Origin of the sequence: Delftia sp. ASV31, assembly GCF_016428765.1 — a bacterium.
GTDB lineage: Bacteria > Pseudomonadota > Gammaproteobacteria > Burkholderiales > Burkholderiaceae_C > Comamonas > Comamonas acidovorans.
This window is the reverse complement of sequence record NZ_JAELTK010000043.1, coordinates 1-26,530: the sequence shown is the minus strand read 5'-3', so window position 1 is coordinate 26,530 and position 26,530 is coordinate 1. Positions and strand designations below refer to the sequence as shown.

Annotated in this window: 23 protein-coding genes; 10 read left to right on the top strand and 13 right to left on the bottom strand. The window is 70.3% G+C overall.

Features of this window, described 5'->3' with window-relative positions; genetic code table 11:
- Positions 1-112: 112 nt before the first annotated feature.
- Both JHD82_RS16370 and JHD82_RS16365 read left to right on the top strand, forming a co-directional pair.
- Positions 113-1,138: a tripartite tricarboxylate transporter substrate binding protein gene (locus JHD82_RS16370; protein ID WP_199137501.1), complete on the top strand. Its 1,026-nt coding sequence runs from the start codon at positions 113-115 to the stop codon at positions 1,136-1,138.
- 7 nt (positions 1,139-1,145) lie between these two features.
- On the top strand, positions 1,146-2,033 hold the full coding sequence (locus tag JHD82_RS16365; RefSeq protein WP_199137499.1) for an N-formylglutamate amidohydrolase: 888 nt from the start codon (positions 1,146-1,148) through the stop codon (positions 2,031-2,033).
- A 242-nt stretch (positions 2,034-2,275) separates the two neighbouring features.
- On the opposite strand, the gene cobF is transcribed toward JHD82_RS16365, so the two are convergent.
- From cobF to cbiE, 4 genes are read right to left on the bottom strand one after another with little or no spacing between them, the layout of a single operon-like run.
- Positions 2,276-3,073, bottom strand: a complete 798-nt coding sequence (cobF, locus tag JHD82_RS16360; protein ID WP_199137491.1) for a precorrin-6A synthase (deacetylating) — start codon at positions 3,071-3,073, stop codon at positions 2,276-2,278.
- Complete coding sequence (gene cobM / locus JHD82_RS16355; protein WP_199137489.1) at positions 3,070-3,948, bottom strand: precorrin-4 C(11)-methyltransferase; 879 nt, start codon at positions 3,946-3,948, stop codon at positions 3,070-3,072. The genes cobF and cobM overlap by 4 nt, the downstream gene beginning before the upstream one ends.
- A complete protein-coding gene (locus JHD82_RS16350) occupies positions 3,945-4,445 on the bottom strand; it encodes a cobalamin biosynthesis protein (RefSeq protein WP_199137487.1) in 501 nt (166 codons plus the stop codon). Before JHD82_RS16350 ends, cobM begins: the two co-directional genes overlap by 4 nt.
- Positions 4,442-5,644, bottom strand: a complete 1,203-nt coding sequence (gene cbiE, locus JHD82_RS16345; RefSeq protein WP_199137485.1) for a precorrin-6y C5,15-methyltransferase (decarboxylating) subunit CbiE — start codon at positions 5,642-5,644, stop codon at positions 4,442-4,444. The genes JHD82_RS16350 and cbiE overlap by 4 nt, the downstream gene beginning before the upstream one ends.
- Between cbiE and JHD82_RS16340 the strand changes: the two genes are divergently transcribed.
- Positions 5,643-6,428, top strand: coding sequence for a cobalt-precorrin-6A reductase (locus JHD82_RS16340; protein ID WP_199137483.1), 786 nt, complete (start codon positions 5,643-5,645; stop codon positions 6,426-6,428). The genes cbiE and JHD82_RS16340 overlap by 2 nt on opposite strands.
- Here JHD82_RS16340 and cobJ read toward each other — a convergent pair.
- Genes cobJ through cobG form a run of 4 tightly spaced genes read right to left on the bottom strand, consistent with a single transcriptional unit; the run spans position 6,371 to position 9,828 of the window.
- Positions 6,371-7,195 carry a precorrin-3B C(17)-methyltransferase gene (gene cobJ, locus JHD82_RS16335; protein WP_199137481.1) on the bottom strand — a complete coding sequence of 275 codons (825 nt, stop codon included), beginning with the start codon at positions 7,193-7,195 and terminating at the stop codon, positions 6,371-6,373. The genes JHD82_RS16340 and cobJ overlap by 58 nt on opposite strands.
- A complete protein-coding gene (cobI, locus tag JHD82_RS16330; RefSeq protein ID WP_013800508.1) occupies positions 7,189-7,959 on the bottom strand; it encodes a precorrin-2 C(20)-methyltransferase in 771 nt (256 codons plus the stop codon). The genes cobJ and cobI overlap by 7 nt, the downstream gene beginning before the upstream one ends.
- Complete coding sequence (locus tag JHD82_RS16325; protein WP_013800507.1) at positions 7,949-8,578, bottom strand: precorrin-8X methylmutase; 630 nt, start codon at positions 8,576-8,578, stop codon at positions 7,949-7,951. The genes cobI and JHD82_RS16325 overlap by 11 nt, the downstream gene beginning before the upstream one ends.
- Positions 8,578-9,828, bottom strand: coding sequence for a precorrin-3B synthase (gene cobG / locus JHD82_RS16320; protein WP_199137479.1), 1,251 nt, complete (start codon positions 9,826-9,828; stop codon positions 8,578-8,580). The genes JHD82_RS16325 and cobG overlap by 1 nt, the downstream gene beginning before the upstream one ends.
- Positions 9,829-10,075: 247 nt before the next feature.
- Here cobG and JHD82_RS16315 point away from each other — a divergent pair, with 247 nt between their 5' ends.
- The 4 genes from JHD82_RS16315 (at position 10,076) to JHD82_RS16300 (ending at position 14,691) form a co-directional block, all read left to right on the top strand.
- Positions 10,076-11,839 (top strand): methyl-accepting chemotaxis protein, encoded by a 1,764-nt coding sequence (locus JHD82_RS16315; protein WP_199137477.1) that lies wholly within the window; start codon positions 10,076-10,078, stop codon positions 11,837-11,839.
- An 18-nt stretch (positions 11,840-11,857) separates the two neighbouring features.
- Complete coding sequence (locus tag JHD82_RS16310) at positions 11,858-12,985, top strand: FecR family protein (RefSeq protein ID WP_012207650.1); 1,128 nt, start codon at positions 11,858-11,860, stop codon at positions 12,983-12,985.
- 367 nt (positions 12,986-13,352) lie between these two features.
- A complete protein-coding gene (gene dsbG, locus JHD82_RS16305; protein WP_199137475.1) occupies positions 13,353-13,955 on the top strand; it encodes a thiol:disulfide interchange protein DsbG in 603 nt (200 codons plus the stop codon).
- A 58-nt stretch (positions 13,956-14,013) separates the two neighbouring features.
- Positions 14,014-14,691: a glutathione S-transferase family protein gene (locus tag JHD82_RS16300; protein ID WP_232240429.1), complete on the top strand. Its 678-nt coding sequence runs from the start codon at positions 14,014-14,016 to the stop codon at positions 14,689-14,691.
- A gap of 24 nt (positions 14,692-14,715) precedes the next feature.
- On the opposite strand, the gene JHD82_RS16295 is transcribed toward JHD82_RS16300, so the two are convergent.
- From JHD82_RS16295 to JHD82_RS16285, 3 genes are read right to left on the bottom strand one after another with little or no spacing between them, the layout of a single operon-like run.
- The gene (locus tag JHD82_RS16295) at positions 14,716-16,191 is read right to left on the bottom strand and encodes an efflux transporter outer membrane subunit (RefSeq protein WP_199137473.1); all 1,476 of its coding nucleotides are present in this window, start codon (positions 16,189-16,191) and stop codon (positions 14,716-14,718) included.
- A 5-nt stretch (positions 16,192-16,196) separates the two neighbouring features.
- Positions 16,197-19,352 (bottom strand): multidrug efflux RND transporter permease subunit, encoded by a 3,156-nt coding sequence (locus tag JHD82_RS16290; protein WP_199137471.1) that lies wholly within the window; start codon positions 19,350-19,352, stop codon positions 16,197-16,199.
- A 26-nt stretch (positions 19,353-19,378) separates the two neighbouring features.
- A complete protein-coding gene (locus JHD82_RS16285; protein WP_012207655.1) occupies positions 19,379-20,608 on the bottom strand; it encodes an efflux RND transporter periplasmic adaptor subunit in 1,230 nt (409 codons plus the stop codon).
- A 138-nt stretch (positions 20,609-20,746) separates the two neighbouring features.
- Here JHD82_RS16285 and JHD82_RS16280 point away from each other — a divergent pair, with 138 nt between their 5' ends.
- From JHD82_RS16280 to JHD82_RS16270, 3 genes are all read left to right on the top strand, one after another.
- Entirely contained in the window at positions 20,747-21,313 is a 567-nt protein-coding gene (locus tag JHD82_RS16280; protein ID WP_034397250.1) for a TetR/AcrR family transcriptional regulator, read from the top strand.
- Between the two features lie 125 nt (positions 21,314-21,438).
- Positions 21,439-21,588 (top strand): hypothetical protein, encoded by a 150-nt coding sequence (locus JHD82_RS16275; protein ID WP_185070692.1) that lies wholly within the window; start codon positions 21,439-21,441, stop codon positions 21,586-21,588.
- A gap of 12 nt (positions 21,589-21,600) precedes the next feature.
- Positions 21,601-22,515, top strand: a complete 915-nt coding sequence (locus JHD82_RS16270) for a LysR family transcriptional regulator (RefSeq protein WP_141835693.1) — start codon at positions 21,601-21,603, stop codon at positions 22,513-22,515.
- Here JHD82_RS16270 and acnD read toward each other — a convergent pair.
- Positions 22,503-25,130 carry a Fe/S-dependent 2-methylisocitrate dehydratase AcnD gene (acnD, locus tag JHD82_RS16265; protein WP_199137469.1) on the bottom strand — a complete coding sequence of 876 codons (2,628 nt, stop codon included), beginning with the start codon at positions 25,128-25,130 and terminating at the stop codon, positions 22,503-22,505. The two genes, JHD82_RS16270 and acnD, sit on opposite strands and share 13 nt — an antisense overlap.
- Positions 25,131-25,191: 61 nt before the next feature.
- Positions 25,192-26,379: a 2-methylcitrate synthase gene (gene prpC, locus JHD82_RS16260; protein ID WP_199137467.1), complete on the bottom strand. Its 1,188-nt coding sequence runs from the start codon at positions 26,377-26,379 to the stop codon at positions 25,192-25,194.
- Positions 26,380-26,530: the final 151 nt, after the last annotated feature.

Genomic DNA, 26,530 nt, shown 5'->3' with positions numbered 1-26,530 from the left:
TGACGGACAGCACAACGGCGCGCCCGAAGCCGGTGCGAGCATGCGCAACAGTCATGCTAGCGGCCAAATTGTCGTTTGGAAGCACGGGCCATGCCACCGACACTTTGTCGTCATGAACACGCCCACATCCCTTCGCTCACCGCTTGGCGCACCGCTTCGTGCACGCCTCAGCACCGTCCTCGCACTTGGCGCCATCGCCGGCATCGCCCTGCTGGGCGCCACGGCGGCCCGTGCCGAGTTTCCCGACCGGCCCATCCGCCTCATCGTGCCCTTTGCGGCCAGCGGCTCGACCGACCTGGCCGCGCGCCTGATCGGCGAATACGCGGCCCGCGAGCTGGGCCAGGCCATCGTGGTGGAAAACCGCGCCGGTGCAGGCGGCTCGCTGGGCATGGAGCAGGTGGCCAAGTCGCGCCCCGACGGCTACACCCTGGGCATGGCCACCATGAGCACGCACGGCTCCAACGCCGCCGCCTACGGCAACCGCCTCAAGTACGACCCGGTCAAGGACTTCGCCCCCGTCAGCAATGTGGCGACCGTGCCCAGCGTGCTGGCCGTCAACGCCAAGTTCCCCGCCAGGACCATGGCCGAGCTGCTGGCCATGGCCAGGAAGGAGCCGGGCAAGATCACCTTCGCCTCGCCCGGCATGGGCTCGCTGGGCCATGCCAACGTGGAGTATTTCTCCAGCCTGGCGAAGATCGAGCTGCTGCACGTGCCCTACAAGGGATCGGGCATGGCGCTCAACGACGCCGTGGCCGGCCAGGTGGATGCGATCACGGACAACCTGCCCTCGGCCCTCACCCACATCCAGGCCGGGCGGCTGCGCGCCCTGGCCGTGCTCTCGGACAAGCGCTCCCCCGCCCTGCCCGACGTGCCCACCTACGGCGAGCTCGGCTTTCCGCAGATGGGCAATGGCGGCTGGTTCGGCATCGTCGCGCCGGCAGGCACGCCGGCGCCGGTGGTGCGCCGGCTCAACCAGGCCATCCATGCGGCCATGAAGCAGCCGGACTTCATCAAGAAGATGGAGGACGCGGGTGCCACCCTCATCCCCAACACGCCGCAGCAGTTCCAGACCCAGATCGAGCAGGCCGTGGCGCGCTACGCCGCCGTGGCCAAGGTCGCCAAGATCAGCGCGGAGTGAGATGAAGATGCAGGACACCCTCCAGGATCAGGCCTTGTACGTGCTGCACCCGCCAGAGGGCGCCGCCATACCGCTGGTGTGCGATTCGCCGCACAGCGGTGTGCGCTACCCCGGCGATTTCGGGCATGCCGTGCCGCGCTCCGTGCTGCGTGCGGCCGAGGACACCCATGTCGAGGCCCTGTGGGGCGCCGCGCCCGCAGCCGGCGCCACCCTGGTGGAGGCGCTGTTCCCGCGCAGCTACCTGGACCTGAACCGCACACTCGACGACATAGACCCGGCCCTGCTGGCCACGCCCTGGCCCACGCCGCTGTCGCCCGGGGAGAAGACGCGCATCGGCTCGGGCCTGATCTGGCGCACCGTGAAGAACCAGCCCATCTACGACCGCCTGCTGCCCGTGGACGAGGTGCAGCAGCGCATTGCGCGCTGCTACCAGCCCTACCACCAGGCGCTGGCCCGGGCTGTGGAGGACACGCACCGGCGCTTTGGCGCGGTCTGGCACCTGAACCTGCACTCCATGCCCAACAACGCCTATGAGCGGCTGCAGATCCGCAGCGAGCGGCCGCTGGCCGACTTCGTGCTGGGCGACCGCGACGGCAGCACCTGCGAGCCCGCCTTCGTCGCCCTGGTGGAGGAATACCTGCGCGGCTGCGGCTACACCGTGGCGCGCAACGATCCCTACAAGGGCGTGCAGCTGATCGCCAGGATCGGCCAGCCCGCGCTGCAGCGGCACAGCATGCAGATCGAGATCCGCCGGCCCATCTACATGGACGAGGACACGCGCGAGCGCAACGCCGGCTTCGAGGCAGTGCGCCAGGACCTCACGGGCCTGCTCAAGACCATGGCAGCGTACTTCGAGAGCCATCCGTCCGTCAGGCATTGCGCCGGCCGGGCATGAGCCCCTGGCATACCGCGCCGTGCGCCACTGCAGCGCGCTGCAGTGGCCGTGGCGATGGTGGCGGAAGGTTCAGTCCACCACGAAGAGCCTGGCGCCCTTGGGCGAGCGCGAGGGCGAGGGCGAGCGGTGCGCCACGGCGGCCCAGTCGGTGGTGTTGAAGGGGATGTTGTCCATCTGCATGGCGGGATTCCTTGATGAAGGGTGTGTGCAGCTTGGGGGCCGGCTTTGCAGCAGCCTCGGTCTCAGTCCCTGCGCCGCAGCAGGTAGATATCCATGATCCAGCCATGCCGCTCGCGCGCTGCGGCGCGGGCGTGCGCAATGCGCGGGGCGGCCTCGGCCAGCGGGCCGCTGTCCAGCATCTGGCGCTCCATGCCCAGGTAGGCGCCCCACCAGATGTGCAGGCCGTGGGAGGGCAGCTCGGTGAAGCTGCACTGCCCGTCCAGCATGACCACGGCCGTGTCCACGCCGGGTGGCCAGCCCTGCTCGCGCAACTGGCGGCCCGTGGTCACCACGAAGGGCTGGCCTATGCCGTTGAGCGCGATCGCATGCGCGGCGCACAGCACCTGCATGGAGCTGATGCCCGCCACCACGCGCACGCTGTGCGGCGCTGGCTGCATGCGCGCGGCAATGCGCAGGGTGCTGTCGTACAGCGCCGGGTCGCCCCAGACCAGCAGGGCGACCTGCAAGGGCTGGCCGGGGGTGCGCGGCTGCAGCCCCTCGTCCAGGGACCGGGTGATGGCCGCCTGCCAGCAGCGCGTGATGGCCGCATGCCATTCATCGACCTGGGCCAGGTAGTCGTCGCCCACGCTGCGGCGCACGGGCATGTCGAAGCCTTCGATGCGCGGGCCGGGCGCAGTGAGCACGGAATCGCACAGGTCGCGGCGCAGGGCGGCGAGTTCGGCCTTGTCCTCGCCCTTGTGCGGCAGCAGGATCAGGTCGGCGGCCTGCATGGCGGCCTGGGCTTCGCGCGTGAGGTGGTCGGGGTTGCCCGTGCCGATGCCGATCAGGCTCAGCGCCACGGGCGGCAGGGCCGCGCTCATGGGGCGGGGTTCCCGGGGGGCACGTCGATCACGGTGTCGCTCACGGTGTCCCTCAAGGTATCCCTCGCGGTATCCAGCGCGGCATTCGCATGCACATCGGTGGCGGGAAAGCGCGGCTCGGTGCCCAGCGGGCGGTAGCGGCGGTCGTAGTCGGCCGCGTAGAGGCGGCTTTCGCCGAAGTCCTCGGCCTGCAGGCTGCGGCCCACCAGGATCAGGGCCGTGCGCTCCATGTGGGTGGCCACGGCCTCGGTCAGGCTGCCCACCGTGGTGCGCACCACGGTTTCGTCAGGCCAGCTGGCGCGCCAGACGATGGCCACGGGGCAGTCGGCGCCGTAGTGCGGCAGCAGCTCGGACTGCACCTTGGCGGCCACATGGATGGACAGATGGATGGCCAGCACGGCGCCCGTGGCCGCGAAGGCGGCCAGGTTCTCGCCCTCGGGCATGGCCGTGGCGCGGCCCGAAGTGCGTGTCAGCACCACGGACTGGCACAGGCCGGGCAGGGTCAGCTCCGCGCCCAGCGTGGCGGCGGCGGCCGCGAACGAGGGCACGCCGGGCGTGACGGTATAGGCAATGCCGGCCTCGCGCAGGCGGCGCAGCTGCTCGCCCATGGCCGACCAGACGGACAGGTCGCCCGAGTGCAGGCGCGCCACGTCTTCGCCACGCGCCTCGGCGGCCTGGATCTCGGCCACGATGTCGTCCAGGCTCATGGAGGCGGTGTTGACGATGCGCGCGCCCGACGGGCAGTGCGCCAGCAGCTCGCGCGGTATCAGCGAGCCTGCGTACAGGCAGACCGGGCAGGCCGCCATGAGGTCGCGCCCGCGCACGGTGATCAGGTCGGCGGCGCCGGGGCCGGCGCCGATGAAATGCACGGTCATGCCGTTTGCTCCTTGGGGTTGCATGCCTTGCCGGCAAGGGCCAGGCAACAGTTCAATGGCCCGGCCTGGCCGAAGGCCAGGGCCAGGGTGGCACTGCCGTCGTCCGCCACCAGGCGGGTGACGCTCAGCGCGGAATGGGGTCCTGCTGCGGCCAGTGCCGCCGCCTCGGCCACGCTGCCGGTGCCGTAGCGCGCCAGCATGCGCGGCGATTGCGTGACCACGGGCTGCCCAGGCAGTTGCCCTGGCGGCACGCGCACCAGAACGGCCGTGGGCACGACCGCCGACATCCAGGCCTCCAGCGCCGGATGGCCGGCCTTGGTGTCCAGCACGGCCACCGCGCAGATGGGCTGGGGCGCGCAGGCGCCTGCGTCTGCGCTTTCCGGCAGGTGCGCCTGCGCCCGCTGCCACAGCGCCTGCAGCGCATGGGGCAGTGCGTCGGTGTGCAGGCCCAGGCCCAGCACGCCGCAGCGGTGGGGGATGGCTTCGTCCGGGTTCACCGCTGCCAGCTCCACTGCACCAGGGGCCGCGCAGCCTTCCAGCTGCGCATGCGGCCCAGCGGCTCGGCGCTGGAAATCTCCAGCCGCAGCAGCTGGCCGCCGTGCTCGGCCTGCAGTTGCACCAGCAGGGCCTCGGTCTCCAGCGTCACGGCATTGACCACCAGGCGGCAGCCCGCGGGCATGAGGCCCTGCAGGCATTCGAACAGGGCGGCGTCAAAGCCCCCGCCCACGAACACGGCCTGGGGCCGGGCCAGCGCCTGCAGCCCGGCCAGCGCCTCGGGCGCCACGCCTTGCACCACGCGCAGGCGCGCCTGCAGTCCGAAGCGCCGGGCGTTGAGGCGGATGTTGTCCGCACGCGCCGCATGCTGCTCCAGGCTGATGGCCGAGCCACCGGCCAGGCACCACTCCACGGCCACCGAGCCCGAGCCGCCGCCCACATCCCACAGGCATTCGCCGTGGCGCGGCGCAAGAGCCGCCAGGGTCAGCGCGCGGGCCGGGGCCTTGGTGATCTGGCCGTCGTTGGCGTACCAGTGGTTGGGCCGGCCCGGCACCAGCGGCAGGGCCGCGCCGCCCTGGGCGAGCAGGGCCACGGCCACGGGCGCATGGGCCGGATCGGCGGCCAGGGCCTGGGCGGCTTCGGCGGCGCGCCATGCACGGCGGCGCTCGCGCGGGCCGCCCACGGATTCCATGACCTGAAGGCGGCTGTCGCCCCAGCCTTCCTCCACCAGCCAGTCCGCCAGTGCGGCCACGGCGGCGCCATCGCGCAGCAGCACCAGCGACTGGCGGCCTGGCGACAGGTGCGGCAGCAGCTGCTCCACGTGGCCGGCGTGCAGGCCCAGGCAGACCGTGTCTTCCAGCTTCCAGCCCAGGCGGGACGCCAGCAGCGAAAATGTCGAAGGTTGGGCGTGGCAGCGCCACTCCTGCGGCGCCAGATGCGCCGCCAGGCTGCCGCCCGCCCCGAACCAGAACGGATCGCCCGACGCCAGCACCACCGTGGGCCGGCCACGGCAGGCCAGCACGGGCGCCACGTCAAAGGGCACGGGCCAGGGACGGCCCCGCTCGCCGGCCTGGGCCAGCGCCAGGTGGCGCGGCCCGCCAAAAACGGTCTCGGCCGCGTCCAGCGCGCGCAGCGCGGCGGGCGAGAGGCCGTCCAGGCCGTCTTCGTTCAGGCCCACCAATGTCAACCAGGGATCAGTCATGCCCCATGTTCTCCTGCTGGGCGGCACCAGCGGCGCCAGCCAGCTGGCCCAGGCCCTGCACCGCGCCGGCATTGCCGCCGTGTTCTCGTATGCGGGCGTCACGCAGTCGCCCATCGCCCAGCCCCTGCCCACGCGCGTGGGAGGCTTTGGCGGTGCCCAGGGCCTGGCGCAATTCCTGCGCGGGCAGGCCATCAGCCATGTGGTCGATGCCACCCACCCGTTCGCCGCGCAGATGAGCCGCAATGCCTGCGAGGCCTGCGCCGCCACCGGCACGCCGCTGCTGGCGCTGGAGCGCGAGCCCTGGCAGGCCAGTGCCGGCGACGCCTGGATCGACGTGCCCGACATGCAAGCCGCCGCTGCCGCCCTGCCCCAGGCAGCCGCCCGGGTGTTTCTGGCCGTGGGCCGCAAGCAGCTTGCGGCCTTTGCGGGCCAGCCGCAGCACCACTACCTGCTGCGCCTGGTCGATGCGCCCGAGCCCGGCAGCCTGCCCCTGCCCCACACCACGGTGGTGCTGGGGCGCGGTCCTTTCAGCGCGGAAGACGATGAAGCCTTGTTGCACACGCACGGCATCGAATGGCTGGTGGCCAAGAACGCGGGCGGCGAGGCCACGCGCGGCAAGCTCGATGCCGCACGCGCCCTGGGCCTGCCCGTGGTGATGGTGCAGCGCCCGGCGCTGCCGCAGCGCCAGCGCACCGGGTCGGTGGCTGCGGTGCTGCACTGGATTGCTCATGGCGTGCTGCCGACGGCGCCGACAGCACCGCCAGCGCCGCCATCCATGCCGTAGTGGCGTGGCGTGTAGACCCAGCGGCCCACGCGGCGCGTGGCGCTGTTGCCCACCAGGACCACGGTGCGCATGTCGGCCATCTCGGGCGTGGCCTCGGCCAGCGTGCATACGTGCAAGTGTTCCTCGGGCGTGGACACGGCGCGCGCGAACACCAGCAGGCGCTGCGGCTCGCAGCGGGTGCGCAGCAGCTGCAGCAGGCGCACAAAGCCTTCGGGCCGGCTCTTGGAGCGCGGGTTGTAGAAGGCCATGGCGAAGTCGGCCTCGGCCGCCAGTTCCACGCGCCGCGCGATCACCGGCCAGGGCTTGAGGTTGTCCGAGAGATTGATGCAGCAAAAGTCATGGCCCAGCGGCGCACCGGCGCGCGCGGCGGCGGCCAGCATGGCGGTGATGCCGGGCAGCACCTGGATATCGAGCGCCCGCCAGGCGGCGGCCTGCGCCGCATCGGCGGATTCCATGGCCTCGAACACGGCCGACGCCATGGCGAATACGCCCGGGTCGCCCGAGGACACCACGACCACCTGCCGCCCCTGCGCGGCCAGCGCCAGCGCCTGGCGCGCGCGCTCCAGCTCCACGCGGTTGTCCGAGGCATGCCAGGCCACGGCCTGGCCCTGACCCGCCTGCGCCAGCAGGGCCTGCGCGCGGGACACATAGGGCAGGTAGCCGACCACATCGTCGGCTCCGTGCAAGGCGGCTGCGGCTTCGGGCGTGATCTGGTCCAGTGCGCCCGGGCCCAGCCCCGCCACCGTCAGGCGGCCGGCGCTCACCATGCGGCCTCCGGCCGGCGGCCTTGGCCGTGCACGAGCACGATGGCGAAATAGGGGCAGGCGTCGTCGGACACATCGCCCAGGCGCGCGACCTGCTCGCTGTCCGTGGTGCCGTTCTGCACCAGCCAGGCGGCGTCAAGCCGGCCCGTGCGCTGCAGGGCGCGGCGGATGCGCGGCAGGTTGCGGCCGACCTTCATGACGACCAGGGCCTCGGCCGTCTGCATGCGGCGCACCAGTTCGTCTTCCGACAGGGTGCCCGTCATCACGCTGAGCACGTCGTCGCCCCAGGTGATGGGCTCGCCCGTGGCGTGCCAGCAGCCCACCATGCCGGGGATGCCGGGCACCACGTCCAGCGGCACCTGGCCGCGTTCGCGCAGCCGGGTGTACAGATGCATGAAGGAGCCGTAGAGGAAGGGGTCGCCCTCGCACAGCACCACCACCTGCCCGGTCTGCGCCAGCGCTTCCAGGCGCAGGCACCAGTCGTCGTAGAAGCGCGCCAGCAGGTCCACATAGGCGGGGCTGTCCACGGGCAGCTCGGTGGTCACCGGGTACTCCATGGCGTGCTCGGCGGCGCCTTGGGCCAGCAGGCCGTCCACCAGTTGGCGGGCCTTGCCGGGCCGGCCCTTCTTGCGGAAAAAAGCCACCTGGCGGGCGCCGCGCACCAGGCGGTCGGCCTTGACGCTCATGAGTTCGGGGTCGCCCGGGCCCAGGCCCACGCAGACAATGCCGGGCCCGCCCTGGCTGGGACGCGGCTGCCTACTCGACATGGCTGGCCAGTGCGTTGATGGCGGCCACGGTAATGGCCGAGCCGCCCAGGCGGCCATGCACGGCCATGCAGGGAACGGGCAGGTCCTGCATCAGCGCCTGCTTGGATTCCATGGCGCCCACAAAGCCCACGGGGCAGCCGATGATGGCTGCCGGCCGGGGGCAGGCCGGGTCCTGCAGCATATTGAGCAGGTGGAACAGGGCCGTGGGCGCATTGCCGATGGCCACCACGGCCCCGGCCAGGTGCGGGCGCCACAGCTCCAGCGCGGCGGCGCTGCGCGTGTTGCCCATGTCACGGGCCAGTGCGGGCACGCGCTCGTCCTGCAGCGTGCAGATGATGGGGTTGGCGGCGGGCAGGCGCGAGCGCGTGATGCCCTCGCTGACCATGCGCACGTCGCACAGCACGGGCGCGCCGTTTTGCAGGGCCTGCGCGGCGGCCTCGGCCATGCCGGGGGAGAAGGCCACGTGCGGGGCCAGCTCCACCAGGCCAGCGGCGTGGATCATGCGCACCACCACGCGTTCCTCGACAGGCGTGAAGCGTTCCAGCGCCGCCTCGCGGCGGATGGTGGCAAAGGACTGCCGGTAGATCTCGGCGCCATCGGTTTCGTAGCGGTGCAGCATTATTCTTTTGAAAACAGCAATCCCGGATTGTCTCGCACCGAGGCCAGGGTCCGCTGCTCCTGCGCCCTATCCCCGGCACGGCCGTGGCGCACTACGGAATAGACAGGGCCTTCGCCCTCGTCTTCACCTTCGGCCCGCAGCACCACCGTGGCCGGCGCCTGCCGCGCGCAGCCCTTGGCGCATCCGGTCACATGCAGGTGCGCGCCGTGGGGCACCTGCGGCGCCAGCTCCAGCGCCAATGTCTGCGTGGGACCCAGGGCCTGGGTGCAGCCCGGCGCGCCGGTACAGGCGGATACGCGCAGGCGCGGGTCATGGGCGTGGGTGATCCAGTCAGCGGCGTTGTCCAGCCCTGCAGCCGCCCACCAGCGGGGCATGGCGGCACCAGATTCCGCGTTTTCGTCTTCCACCAGCAGCATGCGCCAGGGCGTCACACGCAAAAAGGCCTGCTCAGGCAAGGCGCGCACCAGCCGCGCCAGCGCCACGGCCGGCAAGCGGCCCAGCGGCGCGCCCAGCAGCCAGCCCACACCGGGCACGGCACCGGGCGTCGGTCCTTCGCCGTGGGCCGGGGTTTCTGTCTCCACCCAGTCCAGTCCGGGGGGCGGCTGCAGTTGCGCCGCCACCGCGGCCATGCGTCCGGGCCGCAAGCCCTGGGCGCGGCGAAGGGAGGCCTGACCGGCAAACCAGCGCGCCAGCGCCAGGCCCACGGCCACGGCCTGGCGGGCATCGGCCACGGCCAGCGCCTGCTGCCGTCCATCGGGCTGCACCAGCCAGCCGATGGCTGTGCGCTGCAGGCGGATATCGGCGGACACGCCCGCCAGCCGGCCCGGCGCGCCTTCCACCGACCAGCCGAACTTGGCCGGCAGCCCCGCCAGGTCGTCGGCCGCATCCAGCGCCTGCTGCAGGGCCTGGCCCAGTGCATGGACGGCCTCCTGCAGCCGGCACAGCGGGTCGATCACCAGGTTGCGGCGGCGCTCGCGGCCCGCGTCGGCATCCAGCAGGCCCACGGCCGCCAGGGCGCGCAGCACGGCGGCGTGCCGCCCGGGCGCAATGCCGCGCAACTGCACATTGGCGCGGCTGGACAGCTCCAGCGCGCCGTTGCCATGCACCCAGGCCAGGCGCGCCAGCCGCCGCACCTGGGCCGCCGTCAGGCGGCCCAGCGGCGGGCGCACGCGCAGCACCAGCCCATCGCCGGAGGCCATGGGCTGCCAGGCGCCGGGGCACCAGCCTTGGATGTGGGGAGGGGTATGCATGGGGTAGGGGCCCCGACTGTAGCGCCGGCGCACCCGGCATCCCAGGTGCAAGACCCGCATGCGTTCATGAAATGCGGGCTTTCTTGATCCAGCCCGTTTGGGAAGCGGGCTGGTAACGCCTAACACCCACCTAGCCTGAATTTGTCAATTCAAGTTGAAATTTAACAATTCACCCTTAGGGCTTTATCAAATAAATCATTTATTTTTGATAGAAACTGATACTTGCACCACCTACCTGGAAAGCGCCATGAATCTCCGCACCTGGACCGTCAAGACCAAGCTCTACGCCGCCTTTACCGCCCTGGCTTTACTGGTCGCACTGGTTTCCGTATCTGCCCTTCATGCGCTGGACGGTTCCGACCGCAACCTGACCCAGTTCGTCGACGGCGTGAACGCCCGCGCCCATCTGGCCGAACAGGTGCGCGCGGCCGTGGACAGCCGCGCCATCGCGGCGCGCAACCTGGTGCTGGTGAACACGCCAGCCGATCTGGACATGGAAAAAACGGCCGTGTACGCCGCCCATGCCGCGGTCAAGTCCCACCTGGACCAGCTCAAGGCCCTGGTGGCCGCGCCCGGGGTGGGCGAGGAGGCTCGCGCGCTGGTCGCCCGCATCGACCAGATAGAGCAGCGCTACGGCCCGGTGGCGCTGGACATCGTTTCGCTGGCGCTGCGCCAGCAAAGGGACGAGGCCATTGCCAAGATGAACAGCGAGTGCCGGCCGCTGCTGGCCCAGCTGATCGCGGCCACCGACGAGTACAGCCAGCTCACGCGCCAGCACGCCCAGGTCATGGTGAAGCAGGCCACGCAGTCCTATGTGCAGCAACGCAACATGCAGATCGGCGTGAGCGCGGTCGCCTTCGTGCTGGCCCTGCTCATGGGCCGGCTGATCGCACGCGGCCTGACACGCGCGCTGGGGGCCGAGCCTGCCCAGCTCGGTGAAGTCGCCCGCCAGATCGCCGACGGCAACCTCGACCCCGGACTGGTGCGCAGCGAAGCGCCCGCCGGCAGCGTGCAGGCCTCGCTCAACGCCATGCACCAGAGCCTGGCCAGCGTGGTCAGCGATGTGCGCAACAACGCCGACAGCGTGGCCGTGGCCAGCGAGCAGATCGCCAAGGGCAATGCCGACCTGAGCCGCCGCACCGAGCAGCAGGCCAGCGCGCTGCAGGAAACCGCAGCCTCCATGGACGAGCTGTCTTCCACCGTGCAGCAGAACGCGGACAACGCGCGCCAGGTCAACCAGCTCGCGCGCGGCGCCAGCCAGATCGCGGCCAAGGGCGGCACCGTGGTGCAGGAAGTAGTGGGCGCCATGCAGGACATCCATGCCAGCTCGCGCCAGATCGGCGACATCGTGGGCGTGATCGACTCCATCGCCTTCCAGACCAACATCCTGGCCCTGAACGCCGCCGTCGAGGCCGCACGCGCCGGCGAGCAGGGCAAGGGCTTTGCCGTGGTGGCCGCCGAAGTGCGCACCCTGGCCCAGCGCAGCGCGCAGGCCGCCCGCGAGATCAAGCAGCTCATCACTGACAGCGCCACGCGCGTCAGCCAGGGCGCGGAGCTGGCCGACCAGGCCGGCGCCACCATGGCCGAGGTGCTGCAATCCATACAGCGCGTGACCGACCTCATGGGCGAGATCAGCAATGCCAGCGACGAGCAAAGCGCCGGTGTGGCCCAGGTCGGGCAGGCCATGAGCCAGATGGACCAGGTCACGCAGCAAAACGCCGCCCTGGTGGAGGAAAGCGCGGCGGCGGCCTCCAGCCTCAAGTCCCAGGCCCAGCGCCTGGTGCAGGCCGTGGCCATCTTCCGCCTGGGCGACCAGGATGGCGCGGCACAGCAGCCGCGTTTGCAGGCGCCGCTGCCGGCGTCCGTGCCCACCCGCGCGGCCACGGCATCCGCGCTGGCGCCGGCCAAGCCGGCACCGGCACGACCCGCAGCTGGCGCGCGCCCTGCAAGCCCTGCACGCCTGGCTGCGGCCAAACCGTCTGCCGAATCGCAGGACTGGACCAGCTTCTGAGGCCGGGAATCCGCACGCATGCGCCGCTACCGCTTCTGCACCGCGCCCCTGGACAAGGCTGCGCAGGTGCGCGAACTGGAAGAGTTCTTCCGCGGGCAAAACCCCATCGACCTCGCTGCGGCCGACTGGCACACGCGCATGGAGCAAGGCCTGACCGCCGAGGAAGAAGCCGAATTCACTGAATGGCTGGCGGCCAGCACGGCGCACGAGGCCGCCTTGCGCCACCTGGGCCAGAGCCTGGCGGCAGCGCGGTCCATTCCCCCCGAACAGGTGGCGCGCCTGCGCGCGGAGCAGGCACGCCGGCGCTCGCAGTCGGCGCCTCACGCACGCCCGGAACCGGCCCCGCAGCGCCCGTCCTCCGAAGAGCGCCAAGGCTGGAGCTGGTCCCGCCTGCTGCAGCGCCCTGCCCTGGCGGCCCTGTGCTGCACGGTGGCCTTGGCCTTGGCCGTGGGCGTGGGCTGGCACCAGTGGCAGCAGCAGCCCACCTTCACCAGCAGCCACCTGACCCCACGCGGCCAGGCCAGGACCATCACCTTGCCGGATGGCACCGCACTGTCCCTGGATGCCGATACCCAGGCGCAGGTAACTCTGTACCGCGACCGGCGCGAGGTGCGCATCACGCAAGGGCAGATCCTGTTTGCCGTGGCGCCCGACAGCGACAGGCCCTTTCATGTGCTGGCCGGCCCGGCGCGCGTCACCGTGGGCGGCACGCGGTTTTCCGTGCGCTATCGCGCCACGGGCATGGAGGCGGGCAGCGCCCAGGTGGCCGTGCAGGAAGGCCATGTGCGCGTGGCCGGTGCGCAAGGCGCGGCAACGCCTGCCGACCTGGTCGCGGGCCAGGCCCTGAGCGTGTCGCCTGCAGGCGTGCTCGGTCCGGTGGCGGCTGTGGCGCCCGGCAGCATTGCGCTGTGGCGCAAGGGACTGATCCGCTTCGAGAACACGCCCCTGGCCGACGCCCTGGCCGAGCTGGAGCGCTACGGGCCGACCGGCCTGGTGGTGCACGACCCGGCCGTGGCGGCCCTGCGCATTGGCGGCACCTACCAGACCAGCCGCCCCGCCGAGTTCGCACGCATGCTGGTCCAGATCCTGCCCGTCACTCTGGTGGCCGGGCCCGATGGCCAGACCGAGATTGCCGCTGCGCCCTGAGCACGGAGGCGGGACCGGCCCCCGCTTTCAAGACTGCCTGCCGCGCCGGGCGCAAGCCCTCCTCCCCCCTGCCCCGCTCGCCCTGGCTGTCTGCAATGACGACTGCCCAGCGCCGATGCGCAGCATCTGCAAGGGTGTCAATGACAATCAGCGGCGTGCGAAGCCCATGGGCTGCAACGCGGCGGCAACGGCGTGTGGCCGGTCGGCCGTCGTGTGCGAGATTGCCGCAAGCGATTTCCTGGACCGATGGAACGCGGCGGATGCACTCCGACTCACACCGTCCGCCGCTGTTGCCACAGCACCAGGCGTTGCACCCTTGTCGCGCAGCGCCGCCCCCTCATTCATTCAATCGTTTCAAGGAGTTCCCATGCATCTTCAACGCACCGTCCTTTTTGCAGGCATGGCTGCCAGCCTCTTTCTGGCGGCGGGATGGGCCACGGCCGCAGAAGGTCCTGCCACGGCCCAGGCCCCCCAGGCCAAGGCCCAGACCGCCAAGCCGGCGGGCGACACCGTGCAGTCGCAGCTGGAGGCCTCCACCTGGGTGCCCGACGGCAAGGCCGATGCGCCGCGCGTGATCTACACCTTCACCGACCCCAACTGCAAGTACTGCCACAAGTTCTGGGAGGCCGCGCGTCCCTGGGTGGACGCAGGCAAGGTGCAGCTGCGCCACATCCTGGTGGGCGTGATCCGGGACGACAGCCCGGCCAAGGCCGCCGCCATCCTGCAGGCCCCGGACCGCGCGGCCGCTCTGATGGAGCACGAGAAGAAGTCCGCCCAGGGCGGCATAGCGCCCGCCTTCAGCGTCAGCCCCGACGTGCGCAAGACGCTGGAGGCCCACCGCAAGCTGATGATGTCCCTGGGCTTCCGTGGCACGCCGGGCATCGTGGTGATCGACAGCCAGGGCGGCACCAAGAGCTATGGCGGCATGCCGCGCGATGCGGCCCTGCCCGAGGTGTTCGGGGCGCTGTGAACGGGCTGACGTGAACGGGACGCCAGGTGATGCCCACACCTCGGCAGCCACGAGTAGCATGGCCGGCAGGATCACCACTGCGGAGAACGCCACCATGCTCAAGCTCTACGGTTTTTCCAGGGTCAATGCCGGCGCACGCGGCCGCACGCGCGATCTGCGCGTGCTGTGGGCACTCGAAGAGATGCAGCTGCCCTTCGAGATCGCGGGCATGGACCATCCCGCGCACGACCTGAACACCGAGGCCTACCGCCGGCTCAGCCCCTTCGAGCAGATTCCTGCGCTGGACGATGACGGGCAGGTGATTTCGGAGTCGGCCGCCATCGTGCTGCATCTGGCCAGGAAGTGCGGCCGGCTGATGCCCTCCGATGCAACCGGCGAGGCACAGGTGCTGCGCTGGTGCTTTGCAGCCATGAACACGGTGGAGCCGCCGCTGCTCAGCCTGATGGTGCTGGACTGGACGGCCGATGGCAGCTGCGGCAAGCACCGCGAATTCCTGGTGGGCTGGGCGCATCGCATGCTGGGCAACCTGGAGCGCTGGCTGGACGGGCGCCGCTTCATTGCCACCGACGAATTCACGGTGGCCGACATCCTGATGGCGCATGTGCTCGCCTGCATCCCGGACAGCACGCTGACCGCGCCCTGCCCCGCCGTGGTGGCCTACCGCGACAGATGCCTGGCCCGGCCCGCCTGGCAGCGGACCCTGGCGGCCTACAACGCGCGGGTGGAGGCGGCGTAGCCGGGGCTCAGGGCTGCTCGGTGCTCAGGGCTGCTGGCAGGCCGCCACAGGCTGGGACTGCGGTGGTGATGGCGTCGGCGGCGCAGTCCAGCTGCCGCCCAGCACGCGGAACAGCTGGGCCAGCGCCAGCTGCCGCTGGGTCACGGTATCGATGTAGGCGCTTTCATTGGCGAAGGCGTTGCGCTGTGCGTCCAGGTAGCGCAGATGGTCGTCCACACCCGCCTGGTAACGGGCCTGCGCCAGCCGCAGGCTTTCGCGGCTGCTGTCGCGCAGCGCCAGGCGCGCGGCTTCCTCGCGGCGCAGCGTGTCGGTGGCAGCCAGGGCGTCGGCCACTTCGCGGAAGGCGGTCTGGATGGCCTGCTCGTAGGCGGCCACGGCCATGTCCTTGCGCAGCACGGCCAGGTCGAGGTTGGCGCGGTTGCGCCCCCCGTCGAAGAGGGGCAGCGTGACCTGGGGAGTGAACGACCAGGCGCGCTGGCCCGAGCGGAACAGGTCGGACAGATCGGCACTGGACGATCCCAGGAAGCCGGTGAGCGAGATGCGCGGGAAGAAGGCCGCGCGCGCCGCACCAATGTCCGCGCTGCGCGCGCGCAGCCGGTGCTCGGCCGCCTGGATGTCGGGGCGGTGGATGAGCAGTTCGGAAGGCGTGCCGGCCGACAAATCCTGCAGCAGCATGGGTACGTCGGGCGACTTTGCGGACCGTGCGGACAGGTACGGCCCCAGATCCTCCACGCCCGTCAGCAGCAGCAGGGCGTTGCCGGCCTGGCGCAGCTCGCGTTCGCTGCGCTCCACGTCGGCGCGGGCCTGGGCGGCCAGGCCCAGGGCGTCCTGGTGGTCCAGGGCCGTGGCCGTGCCCGCCTGGCGCCGCTGCGCGGTCAGGCGCAGCGAGGATTCACGGCTTTGCAGCGTGCGCTGCGCCAGTTGCAGGCGGCGCAGGGCCCCGTCGCGGGACAGGTAGGCCTGCACCACTTCGGCACCCAGGCTGATGCGGGCGGCGCGCGCGGCCTCTTCGGTGGCCAGGTACTCGCCCAGGGCGGCTTCGGACAGGTTGCGCACGCGGCCGAACAGGTCCAGCTCGAAAGCGGCCAGCCCCAGGCCGGCCTGCCAGCTGCTCTGCACCTGCGGCTGGCCCGTGGCATTCATGTCGCCTGGCAGGCGCTGGCGCGTGCCGCCGCCCTGCAGGCCCACGCCCGGCAGCCGGTCGGCGCGCTGCACCTGGTACAGGGCGCGTGCCGCCTCCACGTTGAGCAGGGTCTGGCGCAGGTCGCGGTTGTGGGCCTGGGCCAGGTCCACCAGCTGGCGCAGCTGGCGGTCGGCGATGAAGCTGTTCCAGTCCAGCGTGGCCGCCGACGAGGACAGCACGGGCGCGGCATCCTGCTGCGGCCATTGCGTGGGAATGGGCGCCTGCGGACGCTGGTGGACCGGGGCGAGGGAGCAGCCGGCCAGCACCAGGCTGGCGGCCAGCGCACACAGGGCGCGTGGGAAGAAGTGCATGGACATGGCGCTTACTCTGTGGAGGTTGCCGGGGCCTGCAGGGCAGGCGGGGTGCCGGCCGGCGCCTTGCGCCGGAACAGGGACAGCACCCAGACGAAGAAGACGGGAACGAAGACCACTCCCAGCAGCGTGGCCGACAGCATGCCGCCGATCACGCCGAAGCCGATGGCGGCCTGACTGGAGGCGCCCGCGCCCGAGGCCAGCGCCAGCGGCACCACGCCCAGGATGAAGGCCAGCGAGGTCATGACGATGGGCCGAAAGCGCAGCCGCGCCGCCTGCAGCGCGGCCTGCGCCAGGCTGTGCCCCTGCGCATGCAGGTCCCTGGCGAACTCCACGATCAGGATGGCGTTCTTGGCCGCCAGGCCGATGATGGTGATCAGGCCCACCTTGAAGTACACGTCGTTGGACAGGCCCACGGCCGAGGTGGCCAGCACCGATCCCAGCGCGCCGATGGGCACGATCAGCATCACGGCGGCGGGAATGCTCCAGCTCTCGTACAGGGCCACCAGCAGCAGGAACACCACCACGATGGCCAGCGCGAACAGCTTGGGCGCCTGGGCACCGGCGGCTTTCTCCTGGAAGGACAGGGCCGTCCACTCGTAGCCTATGCCGCGCGGCATCTCGGCCATGATGCGTTCCAGCTCGGCCATGGCCTCGCCCGTGGTGTGGCCGGGCCTGGCGTCGCCCGAGATGCGGAAGGCCGGATAGCCGTTGTAGCGCGAGATCTGCACCGGCCCGCTTTCCCAGCGCACCGTGGCAAAGGCCGACAGCGGCACCTGCTGCCCGCTGGCGTTGGGCACGTGCAGGCGCAGGATGTCCTCGGGCCGCGCGCGGGCCTGCGCATCGGCCTGCACCACCACGCGCTGCAGGCGGCCCGCGTTGGGAAACTCGTTGATCACGGCCGAGCCGTAGGCGGTGGACAGGGCCGTGTTGATGGCGCTGAAATCCACGCCCTGGGCCTGCGCCTTGCGCCGGTCGATGTCCAGCCGCAGCTGGGGCGCATCCTCCAGGTTTTCCATCATGGCGTAGGCAATGATGGGCGAGGCATTGGCCTTGGCCAGCAGCTGGTCGCGCGCGGCGATCAGGGCCTCGCGGCCCAGGTTGGCGCGGTCCTGCAGGCGCAGCGCAAAGCCGCCGGAGTTGCCCAGGCCGTCGATGGGCGGCGGGTCCACGGCCATGACGGTGCCGTCGGACAGGCGGGCAAAGCGCTGGTTGAAGGCCTGCACCTCATCCCACGACGCCTGCCCGGCGCCGCGCACCGACCAGTCCTTGAGCGTGACGAAGGCCAGGGCCGCGTTCTGCCCCATGCCCGAGAAGCTGTAGCCCATCAGGAACTCGGCCTGGGCCGTGGCGGGGCGGCTCTGAACATAGTCCTCCATGTCCTTGACCATGGCCTTGGTGCGCTCCGTGGTGGCGCCCGGCGGCAGCTGCACGCCGACGATGTAGTAGCCCATGTCCTCGTAGGGCACGAAGGATTCGGGCATGCGCGTGTACGCCACGCCCAGCCCGGCCACGATGGCGGCATACACCAGCATGCAGCGCCCGGCGCGGCGCACCAGCCGTTGGTTGAGCAGGTCGAAGCGCTCGGTCAGCGCCGCGAAGCGGCGGTTGAACCAGCCGAAGAAGCCCTTGCGCTCGGCGTGGTGGCCCTTGGTAACGGGCTTGAGCAGCGTGGCGCACAGCGCCGGCGTGAAGGTCAGCGCCAGCAGGCCCGAGAACAGGATGGACACGGCCAGCGACAGCGAGAACTGCCGGTAGATCACGCCCACCGAGCCGCTCATGAAGGCCAGCGGCAGGAACACCGCCACCAGCACCAGGGTGATGCCGACGATGGCGCCCGAGACCTGCTGCATGGCCTTGACCGTGGCGGCCAGAGGCGACAGCCCCTCCTCGGCCATGAGGCGCTCCACGTTCTCCACCACCACGATGGCGTCGTCCACCAGGATGCCGATGGCCAGCACCATGCCGAACATGGTCATCATGTTCACCGAAAAGCCCAGCGCATACATCACGCCCAGGGTGCCGGCCAGGCACACGGGCACGACGATGGTGGGAATCAGCGTGTAGCGCAGGTTCTGCAGGAACAGCCACATCACCAGGAACACCAGCGCCACGGCCTCCACCAGGGTCTGGATGACCTTGCCGATGGCCACTTCCACGAAGCGCGAGGTGTCATAGGGCACGGCGTACTGGATGCCGGCGGGGAAGTTCTGCGACAGCTCGGCCAGGCGCGCCTTGACGGCCTTGGCGGTCTGCATGGCGTTGGCCCCGGGCGCCAGCTGCACGGCGGCGGCCACGCCCTGGCGGCCGTCCTCGCGCGAGGAAAAGCTGTAGTCCAGCTGGCCGACCTCCAGCCGCGCCACATCGGCCAGGCGCACGGCCGAGCCATCGGCCCTGGCACGCAGCACGATCTGGCCGAACTCCTCGGGCGAGGCCAGCGTGCCCTTGACGGCAATGGTGGCGCTCAGCTCCTGGCCGGGCCCTGCGGGCGAGGCGCCAAAGCTGCCGGCCGGCACCTGCGCGTTCTGGGCGGCGATGGCCGCGTTCACGTCCGCCACCGACAGGCCGTAGCCCAGCAGCTTGTTCGGATCGACCCAGACGCGCATGGCCACATCGGCCGCGAAGAACTGCACCTTGCCCACGCCGGGCACGCGGCGGATCTCGTTGTTGATGTTGCGCACGGCGTAGTCGGACAGGGTCACCTCGCTGTTGCCGCTGCCGCCGCTGCCGTCCTTGTAGGTCAGCGAGTAGATCATCAGGAAGTTGGCGCTGGCCTGCTCGACCTGCAGGCCCATCTGCATCACGGACGCGGGCAGGCGCGCCTCGGCCTTCTTGATGCGGTTTTGCACCTCCACCTGGGCCAGCGCCGGCTCGGTGCCCGGGGCGAAGGTGGCCGTGATCTCGGCCATGCCCGTGGAGCCGCTGGAGGAGTCGAAGTACAGCAGCCCCTTGGTGCCGTTGAGCTCCTCCTCGATGACGCTGGTCACCGACTCCATCACCGTGGTGGCGGAGGCGCCCGGGTAGTTGGCGGTGATCGAGATCTGTGGCGGCGCCACGTTGGGAAACTGGGAGACGGGCAGCGCCGGTATGGCCAGCAGCCCGGCGAGCATGATGAAGATGGCCACCACCCAGGCGAAGTTGGGGCGGTTGATGAAGAACTTGGACATGGTCTATTCCTTGGGCACGCGCCGGCTCAGTCGCTGGACGTGGCGGAGCTGCCGGAGGCGCTGAAGGTGCCGGACAGCCCCGCCGTAGGGGAGGCAGCGGCATCGGAAAGGGCCGTGACCTGAACCCGCGCCCCGGGCTGCAGGCCCGCCATGCGGCCCACCACCACGCGCTCGCCGCCCTTGAGGCCTGCGCTGATCTGCCACTGCGCGCCATGCATGGCCGCGGTCTGCACGGGGCGCATCTGCAGCGTGTCCTGGCCGTCCACCACCAGCACGTGGGCCTGCCCGTCGGTGCTGCGCTGCACGGCCCGCTGCGGCACCAGGATGGCGGCAGGGTCCACGCCCTGGCCCACGGTCACGCGCACATACATGCCGGGCAGCAGCATGCCGTCACGGTTGTCGAAGCGCCCGCGCAGCGCCATCTGGCCGGTGCCACGGTCCACCGTCACATCCGAGAACATCAGCCGCCCCGTGCGCTGCAGGCCCGTGCCGTCCACCTTCAGGGAGACCGGCGTGCCGTCCTTGCCCGCTGTCTGTGCCAGGCGGCCCTCGGCCAGGGCCGCGCGCAGGCGCTGGGCTTCGGCCACGGGCTGCTGGAAGTCGGCATAGACCGGGTCGAGCTGCTGGACCAGCGCCATGGGCGTGGCCTCGCCCTGGCCCACCAGGGCGCCCTCGGTGACCAGCGCACGGCCGATGCGGCCCGCGATCGGCGCCCTGACCGTGGCGTATTCCAGATTCAGGGCGGCCGCCTGCACCTCGGCCTGGGCGGACTGCCGCGCGGCCTGGGCCGCCTGCAGGCGGGCCTGCATGGCCTCGAAGTCCTGGCGGCTGACTGCCTCCTGCGCCACCAGCGGCGCGTTGCGGCCGACCACGGCACGCGCATCGAGCAGGGCCGCCTCGGCGCTGGCCAGCTGGCCCTGGGCGCGGGACAGGGCGGCGCGCAGGGGCGCCGGGTCGATCTGGAACAGCACCTGGCCGGCCCGGACGTCGGCGCCTTCCTCGAAATGGCGGCGCAGCACGATGCCGGCCACCCGCGCACGCACCTCGGCCACGCGCACGGGCTCGATACGGCCCGGCAGCTCGCTGGACAGGGCCAGCGGCGCGGGCTGCACGGTGACGGCCTGCACCACGGGCAACGCGTCACCTGCTGCGGCCGGAGCCTCGTTGCGGCCGCAGCCCGCTGCAAGGGCGGCCAGGGCGGCCAGCACCAGGGCCGCCAGCGGCAGGCCACGTCGCTTGTTCAGACGCATGCTCATGTTTCACAACCTGATTGAGTTCGATACGAAGGCCGCGATGGTACATATCAGAATCAAATGAGTCAACATCGATTCATTTGATTCCTTAAAACATCAACAGATAAAATCCATGCACTTTCCAAGGAGGCATGACAAGCGATGACGAGCACCAAGCAAGAGGACGAAGGCAAGCTGCTGGGCGCACTGGCACTGGCGCTGCTGGACGATCCCAAGGCCAATCTGCAGGAGCTGGCACGCGCCATCGGCATCAGCAAGGCCACGCTCTACCGCTTCTGCCCCACGCGCGACCAGCTCATCGACCGGCTCATAGGGCATGCGGCCGACACCCTGTCGCGCGCCATGCACGCGGCCGAGCTGGAGCGCCACGCGCCGCTGGAGGCGCTGCGCCGCCTCACCGCCCACTGCCAGGACCACCAGACGCTGCTGCTGTTCCTGATGTATTTCTGGCGCTCCGACATCTCGGTGGTCGGCCAGATAGAGAGCGAATGGGTGGCGGCCATGGATGCCTTTTTCCTGCGCGGCCAGCAGGCCGGCGTGTTCCGCATCGACATCACGGCAGCGGCCATGACCGAGCTGTGGCTTTCCATGGCCGTGGGCCTGCTGGATGCGGAGCGGCGCGGCCGTGTTGCGCGGGCCAGCGTGGCGGCCGTGATGGAGCAGTCCTTCCTGCACGGCGCCCTGCAGCCCGGCGCACCGGCCGCGTAGCACGCCGGCCCGTCTGGAACTGGCCCACAATGTGCGCGATCTGCGCCAGAGGAGCTGGCCCGGCCGGCATTGCGCGTCCTGATGCCCGCCCCATAACCGGAACTGGAAGAACAGCCATGAGCCCCTTGAGCAACAACAAACGGATCGAAGAATTGAGCACGCAGGCCATCACGGCGTTTGACATGGAAACGCGCTTTCGCACGCTGGCTGCCAGTGGCGATGCCAAGCAGGCACTGGACATACTGGCACGCCTGGACAGCCAGGATCCGCGTTGAGGCCGAGGCTGCATGCTCGAACGCACCCACCTCGCCATCGTCCGTGAAGTCGAAAAACAGGGCTCGCTGACGGCGGCGGCCGGCGTGCTGTGCGTGACGCAGTCGGCGCTGAGCCACAGCATGAAGAAGCTGGAGCAGCAGCTGGGCACGGACATCTGGCTGCGCGAAGGCCGCAGCCTGCGCCTGACGCAGGCCGGCCAGTACCTGCTGGCCGTGGCCCAGCGCGTGCTGCCCCAGCTGGACCTGGCCGAGGAGCGGCTGCGCCAGTTCGCCCAGGGCGAGCGCGGCGCGCTGCGCATCGGCATGGAGTGCCATCCCTGCTACCAGTGGCTGCTCAAGATCGTCGCGCCCTATCTGGCGAGCTGGCCCGATGTGGATGTGGATGTGAAGCAGAAATTCCAGTTCGGCGGCATCGGCGCCCTGTTCGGCTACGAGATCGACCTGCTGGTCACGCCCGATCCGCTGTTCAAGACGGGCCTGGAGTTCGTGCCCGTGTTCGACTACGAGCAGGTGCTGGTGGTCTCCAGCGCGCATGCGCTGGCAGGGGCCGATTTCGTGGAGGCCGCCCAGCTCGCGCCCGAGGTGCTGATCACCTATCCCGTTCCCATGGACCGGCTGGACATCTACAACCAGTTCCTCATGCCGGCCGGCATCACGCCGCGCCGCCAGAAGGCCATAGAGACCACGGACATCATGATGCAGATGGTGGCCAGCGGCCGGGGCGTGGCGGCCCTGCCGCGCTGGCTGGTGCAGGAGTACGCGGGCAAGCTGGACGTGGTTCCCGTGCGCCTGGGCGCCAAGGGCATTGCCAAGCAGATCTTCCTGGGCGCGCGCGTGGCGGACCTGCAGACCGACTATCTGCAGGCCTTCATCGAGCTGGCGCGCCAGCCGCTGGCCGCCGGCACGCCCCCTGCTCAGGCTGCCTGAGCCTGCGCCAGGAAGTCCTGCGCAAACCGCTGCAGCACGCCGCCGGCCTCGTAGACCGATACCTCCTCGGCCGTGTCCAGCCGGCAGGTCACGGGCACGCGCAGCGTCTGGCCGCTTCTTCGTTCAATCACCAGAGTGAGTTGGGTGCCCGGCGTGCGCTCGCCTTCCACGCCATAGACTTCCGTGCCGTCCAGCCCCAGGGTCCTGCGGTCGGTGCCCGGCAGGAACTGCAGCGGCAGCACGCCCATGCCGATGAGGTTGGTGCGGTGGATGCGCTCGAAGCCTTCGGCCACCACGGCCTCAACCCCGGCCAGGCGCACTCCCTTGGCGGCCCAGTCGCGTGAGCTGCCCTGGCCGTAGTCGGCGCCCGCGATGATGATCAGCGGCTGGCGCCGGTTCAGGTAGGTTTCCATGGCCTCCCACATGCTCACCACGCGGCCTTCGGGCTCGATGCGCGCCAGCGAGCCCTTGTGCTGCACGCCGTCGATGACGGCCATTTCATTGACCAGCTGCGGGTTGGCGAAGGTGGCCCGCATGGCGGTGAGGTGGTCGCCGCGGTGGGTGGCGTAGGAGTTGAAGTCCTCCTCGGGCAGGCCCATGCGCGCCAGGTATTCGCCCGCGGCGCTGTCGGCCAGGATGGCGTTGGAGGGCGACAGGTGGTCGGTGGTGATGTTGTCGGGCAGCAGCGCCAGCGGCCGCATGTTGCGCAGCGTGCGCGGGAAGGCCGCCAGCGCGCCCACGCCTTCGGTGTCCCAGTAGGGCGGGCGGCGGATGTAGGTGGACTGGGGGCGCCAGTCGTACTGGGGCGAGGCCTTGTTTCCGTCGTCCTTGCGGATGGCGAACATGGGTTCGTAGACGGCGCGGAATTGCGCAGGTTTGACCGCTTGTTCAACGATGGCGTCGATCTCCTCGTCGGCGGGCCACAGATCCTTGAGGCGGATCTCGCGGCCGTCCACCACAGCCAGCACATCCTGCTCGATGTCAAAGCGCACCGTGCCCGCCAGCGCATAGGCCACGACCAGCGGCGGCGAGGCCAGGAAGGCCTGTTTGGCCTGGGGATGGATGCGCCCGTCGAAGTTGCGGTTGCCCGAGAGCACGGCCGTGGCGTAGAGGTCGCGCTCGATGATTTCCTGCTGGATGGCGGGGTCCAGCGCGCCGCTCATCCCGTTGCAGGTGGTGCAGGCAAAGGCGACGATGCCAAAGCCCAGCTGCTCCAGCTCGGTGAGCAGCCCGGCCTCCTTCAGGTACAGCTCCACGGCCTTGGAGCCCGGCGCCAGCGAGGACTTGACCCAGGGCTTGCGCGTGAGACCCAGGCGATTGGCATTGCGCGCCAGCAGCGCTGCGGCGATGACATTGCGCGGGTTGCTGGTGTTGGTGCAGCTGGTGATGGCCGCGATGATGACGGCCCCATCGGGCATCAGGCCTTGCGCCTCCTGGGCGCGGGCGGCCTGCAGTTTTGCCGCATCGGCAATGCCGCGCTCGGCCAGGGCCGAGGTGGGCAGGCGCCGGTGCGGATTCGAGGGGCCGGCCATGTTGCGCACCACGGTGGACAGGTCGAACTGCAGCACGCGCTCGTACTGGGCATCGGCCAGGCTGTCGCTCCAGAAACCTGCAGTGCGCGCATAGGCTTCGACCAGGCGCACCTGGGCCTCGTCGCGGCCGGTCAGGCGCAGGTAGGCCAGCGTCTGGTCGTCAATGGAGAACATGGCCGCCGTGGCGCCGTATTCGGGGCACATGTTGGAGATGGTGGCGCGGTCGCCAATGCTCAGGCTGTCGGCGCCCTCGCCAAAGAATTCCACATAGGCGCCGACAACTTTTTGCTGGCGCAGGAATTCGGTCAGGGCCAGCACGATGTCGGTGGCGGTGATGCCGCCCTGGCGCCGGCCCGTGAGGCGCACGCCCACGATCTCGGGCAGGCGCATCCAGCAGGCGCGGCCCAGCATGACGTTCTCGGCCTCCAGCCCGCCCACGCCCACGGCGATCACGCCCAGGGCATCGACATGGGGCGTGTGACTGTCCGTGCCCACGCAGGTATCGGGGAAGGCCAGGCCATCCTGCACGGTCACCACGGGGGACATTTTTTCCAGATTGATCTGGTGCATGATCCCGTTCCCTGCGGGGATCACATCCACGTTGGCAAAGGCCTTCTTCGTCCACTCGATGAAGTGGAAGCGGTCCTCGTTGCGGCGGTCCTCGATGGCGCGGTTCTTCGCAAAGGCATCGGGATCGAAGCCGCCGCACTCCACGGCCAGCGAGTGGTCCACGATGAGCTGCACGGGCACGACGGGGTTGACCTGGGCCGGGTCGCCGCCTTCGGCCGCGATGGCGTCGCGCAGGCCGGCCAGATCCACCAGGGCGGTCTGGCCCAGGATGTCGTGGCAGACCACGCGCACGGGATACCAGGGAAAGTCGATGTCGCGGCGGCGCTCGATGAGCTGCAGCAGGTAGCCGTCCAGCTGCGCGGGATCGGCGCGGCGCACGAGGTTCTCGGCGTGGACGCGGGCGGTGTAGGGCAGGCGTGCCCAGGCGCCGGGCGAGAGGGAATCGACGGCGGCGCGGGCGTCGATGTAGTGCAGCGTGGTGCCGGGCAGGGGTTTCTTGTGGGTGTGGTTCATGGGGCGGATGCAATGCGGGCGGGCCTGCAGCCCGCCCGCCTAGGTTCAGGACAGCGGCGGCTCAGGCGCGCGCATCGAGGGGCACGAACTTCTGGTCATCCGGCCCCGTGTAGTTGGCGCTGGGGCGGATGATCTTGTTGTCCTGGCGCTGCTCGATCACATGGGCGGCCCAGCCGCTGGTGCGCGCGATCACGAACAGCGGCGTGAACATGGCCGTGGGCACGCCCATCATGTGGTAGCTGACGGCGCTGAACCAGTCCAGGTTGGGGAACATCTTCTTGACCTCCCACATCACCGATTCCAGCCGGTCGGCAATGTCGTACATGCGGGTGGCTCCCGCCTCGTCGGACAGGCGCTTGGCCACGCCCTTGATGACCACGTTGCGCGGGTCGCTGACGGTGTAGACCGGGTGACCGAAGCCGATGACCACTTCCTTGGCATCGACGCGGCGGCGGATGTCGGCCTCGGCCTCGTCGGGGGTGTCGTAGCGCTTCTGGATCTCGAAGGCCACCTCGTTGGCGCCGCCATGCTTGGGGCCGCGCAGCGCACCGATGGCGCCTGCGATGGACGAATACATATCGCTGCCCGTGCCCGCGATCACGCGCGCCGTGAAGGTGGAGGCGTTGAACTCATGCTCTGCATAGAGGTTGAGCGAGGTGTGCATGGCGCGCACCCAGCCTTCGGACGGCCGGTGGCCATGCAGCAGGTGCAGGAAATGGCCGCCGATGGAGTCGTCGTCGGTCTCCACCTCGATGCGCCGGCCCGAATTGCTCCAGTGGTACCAGTACAGCAGCATGGAGCCCAGGCTGGCCATGAGCCGGTCGGCGATGTCGCGGGCACCCGCCAGGTTGTGGTCGTCCTTTTCGGGCAGCACGCAGCCCAGGGCGGAGACGCCGGTGCGCATCACATCCATCGGATGGGCGCCGGCAGGCAGTTGCTCCAGCGCCTGCCTGACGCTGGCCGGCAGGCCGCGCAGCGCCTGCAATTTGGTCTTGTAGGCCTGCAGTTCGGGGCGCGTGGGCAGCTTGCCGTGCACCAGCAGATGGGCGATTTCCTCGAACTCGCAGACCTCGGCAATGTCCAGGATGTCGTAGCCGCGATAGTGCAGGTCGTTGCCCGAGCGGCCCACGGTGCACAGCGCCGTGTTGCCGGCAGTCACGCCCGAAAGGGCCACGGACTTCTTGGGCTTGAATGCGGACGCAGAGGGTGCAGTTGGCGCAGATGGCGCGTCGATGATCGTGGTACTCATGGAAGGGTCTCCTGGTTCAGATAGGAATGGGCAATGGCGGCAGGAAGGCCGTTGTGGTCGACAGCCACCATCTCGAACAGGCCCTTGAGCACGTCCTCGCAGGCAATGCCCGGCGCCTGGGCCGATGCGGTGACGCAGACCGTCATGGAGC

Bases quoted from the DNA above. Each gene is read 5' to 3' on its own strand.
- JHD82_RS16370 (WP_199137501.1), top strand. From the start codon at position 113: ATGAACACGCCCACATCCCTTCGCTCACCGCTTGGCGCACCGCTTCGT.
- JHD82_RS16365 (WP_199137499.1), top strand. From the start codon at position 1,146: ATGCAGGACACCCTCCAGGATCAGGCCTTGTACGTGCTGCACCCGCCA.
- cobF (WP_199137491.1), bottom strand. From the start codon at position 3,073: ATGAGCGCGGCCCTGCCGCCCGTGGCGCTGAGCCTGATCGGCATCGGC.
- cobM (WP_199137489.1), bottom strand. From the start codon at position 3,948: ATGACCGTGCATTTCATCGGCGCCGGCCCCGGCGCCGCCGACCTGATC.
- JHD82_RS16340 (WP_199137483.1), top strand. From the start codon at position 5,643: ATGCCCCATGTTCTCCTGCTGGGCGGCACCAGCGGCGCCAGCCAGCTG.
- cbiE (WP_199137485.1), bottom strand. From the start codon at position 5,644: ATGACTGATCCCTGGTTGACATTGGTGGGCCTGAACGAAGACGGCCTG.
- cobJ (WP_199137481.1), bottom strand. From the start codon at position 7,195: ATGGTGAGCGCCGGCCGCCTGACGGTGGCGGGGCTGGGCCCGGGCGCA.
- cobI (WP_013800508.1), bottom strand. From the start codon at position 7,959: ATGTCGAGTAGGCAGCCGCGTCCCAGCCAGGGCGGGCCCGGCATTGTC.
- JHD82_RS16325 (WP_013800507.1), bottom strand. From the start codon at position 8,578: ATGCTGCACCGCTACGAAACCGATGGCGCCGAGATCTACCGGCAGTCC.
- cobG (WP_199137479.1), bottom strand. From the start codon at position 9,828: ATGCATACCCCTCCCCACATCCAAGGCTGGTGCCCCGGCGCCTGGCAG.
- JHD82_RS16315 (WP_199137477.1), top strand. From the start codon at position 10,076: ATGAATCTCCGCACCTGGACCGTCAAGACCAAGCTCTACGCCGCCTTT.
- JHD82_RS16310 (WP_012207650.1), top strand. From the start codon at position 11,858: ATGCGCCGCTACCGCTTCTGCACCGCGCCCCTGGACAAGGCTGCGCAG.
- dsbG (WP_199137475.1), top strand. From the start codon at position 13,353: ATGCATCTTCAACGCACCGTCCTTTTTGCAGGCATGGCTGCCAGCCTC.
- JHD82_RS16300 (WP_232240429.1), top strand. From the start codon at position 14,014: ATGGCCGGCAGGATCACCACTGCGGAGAACGCCACCATGCTCAAGCTC.
- JHD82_RS16295 (WP_199137473.1), bottom strand. From the start codon at position 16,191: ATGTCCATGCACTTCTTCCCACGCGCCCTGTGTGCGCTGGCCGCCAGC.
- JHD82_RS16290 (WP_199137471.1), bottom strand. From the start codon at position 19,352: ATGTCCAAGTTCTTCATCAACCGCCCCAACTTCGCCTGGGTGGTGGCC.
- JHD82_RS16285 (WP_012207655.1), bottom strand. From the start codon at position 20,608: ATGAGCATGCGTCTGAACAAGCGACGTGGCCTGCCGCTGGCGGCCCTG.
- JHD82_RS16280 (WP_034397250.1), top strand. From the start codon at position 20,747: ATGACGAGCACCAAGCAAGAGGACGAAGGCAAGCTGCTGGGCGCACTG.
- JHD82_RS16270 (WP_141835693.1), top strand. From the start codon at position 21,601: ATGCTCGAACGCACCCACCTCGCCATCGTCCGTGAAGTCGAAAAACAG.
- acnD (WP_199137469.1), bottom strand. From the start codon at position 25,130: ATGAACCACACCCACAAGAAACCCCTGCCCGGCACCACGCTGCACTAC.
- prpC (WP_199137467.1), bottom strand. From the start codon at position 26,379: ATGAGTACCACGATCATCGACGCGCCATCTGCGCCAACTGCACCCTCT.